At 63.3% G+C, this 4,497-nt stretch carries 5 protein-coding genes; 1 reads left to right on the forward strand and 4 read right to left on the reverse strand.

Annotated elements, in window-relative coordinates; translation table 11 throughout:
• Positions 1–129: 129 nt before the first annotated feature.
• Complete coding sequence (gene glgC / locus AAFP05_RS10420) at positions 130–1,353, reverse strand: glucose-1-phosphate adenylyltransferase (RefSeq protein ID WP_341729802.1); 1,224 nt, start codon at positions 1,351–1,353, stop codon at positions 130–132.
• A 152-nt stretch (positions 1,354–1,505) separates the two neighbouring features.
• Here glgC and glgA point away from each other — a divergent pair, with 152 nt between their 5' ends.
• A complete protein-coding gene (gene glgA / locus AAFP05_RS10425; protein WP_341729803.1) occupies positions 1,506–2,699 on the forward strand; it encodes a glycogen synthase in 1,194 nt (397 codons plus the stop codon).
• 97 nt (positions 2,700–2,796) lie between these two features.
• On the opposite strand, the gene AAFP05_RS10430 is transcribed toward glgA, so the two are convergent.
• From AAFP05_RS10430 to dapE, 3 genes are read right to left on the reverse strand one after another with little or no spacing between them, the layout of a single operon-like run.
• Entirely contained in the window at positions 2,797–2,964 is a 168-nt protein-coding gene (locus tag AAFP05_RS10430) for a DUF3117 domain-containing protein (RefSeq protein ID WP_341729804.1), read from the reverse strand.
• 42 nt (positions 2,965–3,006) lie between these two features.
• Positions 3,007–3,384, reverse strand: a complete 378-nt coding sequence (locus AAFP05_RS10435) for a DivIVA domain-containing protein (protein ID WP_341729805.1) — start codon at positions 3,382–3,384, stop codon at positions 3,007–3,009.
• A gap of 29 nt (positions 3,385–3,413) precedes the next feature.
• Positions 3,414–4,481 (reverse strand): succinyl-diaminopimelate desuccinylase, encoded by a 1,068-nt coding sequence (gene dapE, locus AAFP05_RS10440; RefSeq protein WP_341729806.1) that lies wholly within the window; start codon positions 4,479–4,481, stop codon positions 3,414–3,416.
• Positions 4,482–4,497: the final 16 nt, after the last annotated feature.

Consider the following 4,497-nt stretch of genomic DNA (forward strand, 5'->3'; position numbering starts at 1 on the left):
TGCTGCGTTCATGATGTGAGCTTATCATCCATTGTCACCAACCACGCCCATCGAAACCAACAATGAGACCGGGGCCGGCCCCTGGTGGGGCCGGCACCGTTCTCATGACGTCCGAGATGCACATCAACCCTAGATCGGGGCGACCTCGACGTTCTTCGGTACGACAGTGATGCCCCGCTCAGAGACGGTGAAACCACGAGCCTCGTCCGCCTCGTGATCGACGCCGATCTGCACACCGTCGGGAACCACGACGTTCTTGTCGAGGATCACATTGCGCAAGGTGCAGTTGTGGCCGACACGGGCGTTGTGCATGATGACGCAGCCGTCCACCACGGAGTGGTTGTCGATGCGAACACCGGGGCTGAGCACCGAATGATCGACGTCGGAGCCCGAGATGATACAGCCGTTGGTGACGATTGAGCTCTCGGCGGTGCCGTGCAACGTGAACTTCGCGCCCGGCAACTGGGCCTGCATCGTCCAGATCGGCCACTCCTGGTTGTAGAGATTGAACTCCGGCACCACCGAGATCAGGTCCATGTGGGCGTCGAAGAAGGCGTCGATAGTACCCACGTCACGCCAGTAGTTGCGGTCGAGTTCGGTTGAACCCGGCACGTCATTCTCAGTGAAGTCGTAAACCGAGCAATCCTGGGAGTCCACGAACGACGGGATGATATTGCCGCCCATGTCGTGCTTGGATTCCTTGTCCTGGCCATCTGCATTCAAACGCTCGACGAGTTCCTTGCGGCTGAAGATGTAGTTACCCATCGAGGCGAACGACATATCGGGGGCATCGTCGAGACCGGGCGGGTCGCTCGGCTTCTCCAGGAAGCGGTTGATCACCCGATTGGGACCCGCATCAATGATGCCGAACGCGGACGCCTCCGAGCGAGGCACCCGGATCGCCGCGACAGAGGCGGGCAGCCCGGAATCGATGTGGGCCGCGAGCATTTGCGACACGTCCATGCGGTAGATGTTGTCGGCTCCGAAGACAATCACATAGTCGGGATTCTCGTCGTTGATGAGGTTCATCGACTGGTAGATGGCATCCGCGCTGCCCTGGTACCAGTGGGGCCCGCGGCGCTGCTGAGCCGGGACAGGGGTGATGTAGTTGCCCAGCATGCTCGACAGACGCCAGGTCACGGTGATGTGACGGTCGAGAGAGTGGGACTTGTACTGGGTCAGCACCGCAACCTGCATGAACCCGGAGTTCACCATGTTTGACAGTGCGAAATCGATGAGACGGTACGTGCCGCCGAAGGGAACCGCCGGCTTCGCCCGGTCAGCAGTGAGGGGCATGAGTCGCTTGCCCTCGCCCCCGGCGAGAACAATCGAGAGGACTTTGGGTTGTGCCATGAGACGAACTTAGGGTCTGCGGCCCGGCTTGGCAACCTATTTCGCAATTTCTCTCAGGGTGTCGGCAGTCCGGCCATCGGCGGATGGTCACAGAATCCAAGTTTTTCTCGATCGCCCGTGACCTGGGGCAATCGATGTGACAACATCAGGGCATGCGCGTTTCGATACTCACCCGGGAATACCCCCCCTTCATCTACGGCGGCGCTGGCGTACATGTGGGTCAGCTGGTCCCCCAGCTACGAAAATTCTGTGACAGCGTCGACGTCCAGTGCATGGGCGAACCTCGCGAGGGAGCCACCGCCCACGCCGAGAACTACCCTGAAGGCGCCAACGGCGCGATCCGGACATTAGGCGCAGACGTGGCGATGGCCGCGGCCGTCCCCGAGGTCGACGTCATTCATGCGCACACCTGGTATGCGCAGTTCGCCGGCATCATTGCAGGCCTCTTCCAAGACGTTCCGACGGTGGTCACCGCTCATTCGCTTGAGCCGGACCGCCCGTGGAAGGTCGAGCAGTTGGCCGGTGGATACCGCGTCTCCAGCTGGATCGAGAAGACCGCCTATGCGAATGCGGACGCGGTGATCGCGGTCTCGGCCGCCATGATCGAGAACATCCAGAATGCCTACCCATTCGTGGAGCGCGAGCGGATCCATGTGGTGAAGAACGGCATCGACCCCGAAGAGTTCAAGCCGGATCCCAACACCGACGTGATCGAGAGCCTCGGCGTCGATCTGAACAAGCCGATCGTGACCTTCGTCGGACGCATCACCCGCCAGAAGGGTCTGGTCCATCTGGTTCGTGCAGCGCGGCTGCTGGATCCCGACACCCAGGTCTTGCTGCTGGCCGGCGCGCCGGATACGCCCGAGATCGCCGCGGAGTTCGACAAGGCGTTCGCCGAACTCAATGCCTCGCGCAGCGGCGTCACCTGGGTTCAGGAGATGCTGCCCCGAGCCTCCGTGCGTCAGGTTCTCACCCATTCGACGGTCTTCGCCTGCCCGTCCATCTACGAACCGCTGGGCATCGTGAATCTTGAGGCGATGGCCTGTGAGATCCCGGTGGTCGCGTCCGCGGTCGGCGGCATCCCTGAGGTCGTGGTGGACGGCGAGACCGGGCTGCTGGTGCCCTACGACCCGGCAAAGGCCGGCGATCCCGCCTATGTCGAGGCCTTCGAGGCCGACTTCGCAGCCAAGCTCAACCAGATCACCAGTGACCGGGCGCGTGCTCGCGAAATGGGCCTGGCCGGGCGCCAGCGCTGCATCGACGAGTTCAGCTGGGAGAAGATCGCCCAGGAGACCGTGCAGGTCTATCAGGCTGCGATCGCACATCATCAAGCGGCCAAAGGCTGAGTGTCCGTCTGCTTGACCAATGAATAATCGGCTGGGAACTGACCCTCATGGTCTGTTCCCAGCCGATCGTTGAGATGACTGACTGCGGGGATCGGGTTCAGCCGACGATCTTCTTCAGGCACTCCAGCAGCGAGGATGCTTCTGCGGCATTCAACTCGACCACCAGGCGGCCACCGCCGTCCACCGGAACTCGCATGACGATGCCACGGCCCTCTTTGGCGACCTCCATCGGACCGTCACCCGTACGCGGTTTCATCGCTGCCATAAGACCCTCATTTCTGTTCGTCCGACGAACTACCGCTTCCTATTATTCCGCATCGACCGCTTCGGCGGGCTGACTGGGCTCGCTTCCCAGATTCGCCGGCCAGCCGTTGGGTACCTCCCCCAGGTGGCCGGGATCGACCGGAGAACCGGTTCGCGGGTTGTCGTCCGAGGGCGCCGCAGCGCTGAGCTGAGTCGAGAGCAGGTCGAGGACGGCGTCCACCTGCTCCATCGAATAGCCGCGAGTGACCACGGCGAAACTGAGCTGGTCGAGATCCGACGATGTCAGCGGTCGATCGGGGTCGGGCAACCGAGGAACCGGACGATCGTCGATCTGCGGAGCCATCTCGCCGCCGCGGCCCGCCGCGACGAAGAAGACGAATCCGACAATGACGACCATCAGTGCGGCGAAGAACCAACCCATGACTCACATGCTGTCACATCGGTCACAGCTCAAGCAGATAGCCAGCGCTGCAGAGCGTCCACGCAGGCGTCCAGATCGGCCAGCGGGCATTCCTCGTCGACGGCGTGTGCCTTGCCTGCGTCCGCGGGCCCGAAGTTGACCGCGGGCATGCCCAGCGACGCGAATCGGGCCACGTCCGTCCAACCGTATTTCGGACGAGGCTGCCCCCCGACGGCCCGCACGAATGCCGCTGCCGCAGGCTGATCAAGGCCGGGCCGAGCACCGGGTGACAGGTCGCGCAGCTGCAGCGTCCAGCCCGCAAAAACCTCGGTCATCAAGGCGAGCGCCTGTTCGCCGGACTTGTCGGGGGCGAAGCGATAATTGATCTGCACCGTGCAGCTGGGCGGCACCACGTTGGACGCCAGTCCGCCGTTGATCAATGTGGCGTTGAGGCCCTCGCGGTAGACCAGGCCGTCGACGTCGATCTGGCGTGCGTCGAAGCCGCGGATGCGCTCCAGCACGTCGGCGATGTCATGAATGGCGTTGTGGCCCAGCCAACTGCGGGCGCTATGAGCGGCCACGCCGGTTGTGGTGATGTCGAATCGCATGGTGCCTTGGCAGCCGCCCTCGATCTGCGCGCTGGTGGGTTCCATCAGCACCGCCAGGTCGGCTCTCAGCCAGTCGGCATGGTTGGACGCCAGTCGCCGCAGCCCGTTGGCGGTGTCTTCGATCTCCTCGCAGTCGTAGAAGACCCAGGTGATGTCGCGGTTCGGCGAGGTCAGTCGCTGGGCAAGCCAGACCATGCAGGCGAGGCCGCCCTTCATGTCGCAGGTTCCCCGGCCATGGACGACGATCCGGTCGCCAGTCCCGGTGACCGTCGACGGCAGATTTCCGTCCACCGGGACCGTGTCGAGATGACCGGCGATGATGATTCGCTCCGAACGGCCGAGATTGGTGCGGGCCATCAGGGCGTCGCCGTCGCGCAGGAGTTCGAGGTGCGGGCAGTCGCGCAGCACCGCCTCGACCTCGTCGGCCAGTTGGCGTTCGTTGTGGCTGACCGACTCGATATCGACGATGGCCCGGAACAGGCCGAGCAGGTTGTCGGTGGGCAGTGGCATGGCAGCAAGCCTAGAT

The sequence above is a fragment of the Brooklawnia sp. genome, assembly GCF_032229645.1.
In the GTDB taxonomy this organism is placed as follows: domain Bacteria; phylum Actinomycetota; class Actinomycetes; order Propionibacteriales; family Propionibacteriaceae; genus Brooklawnia.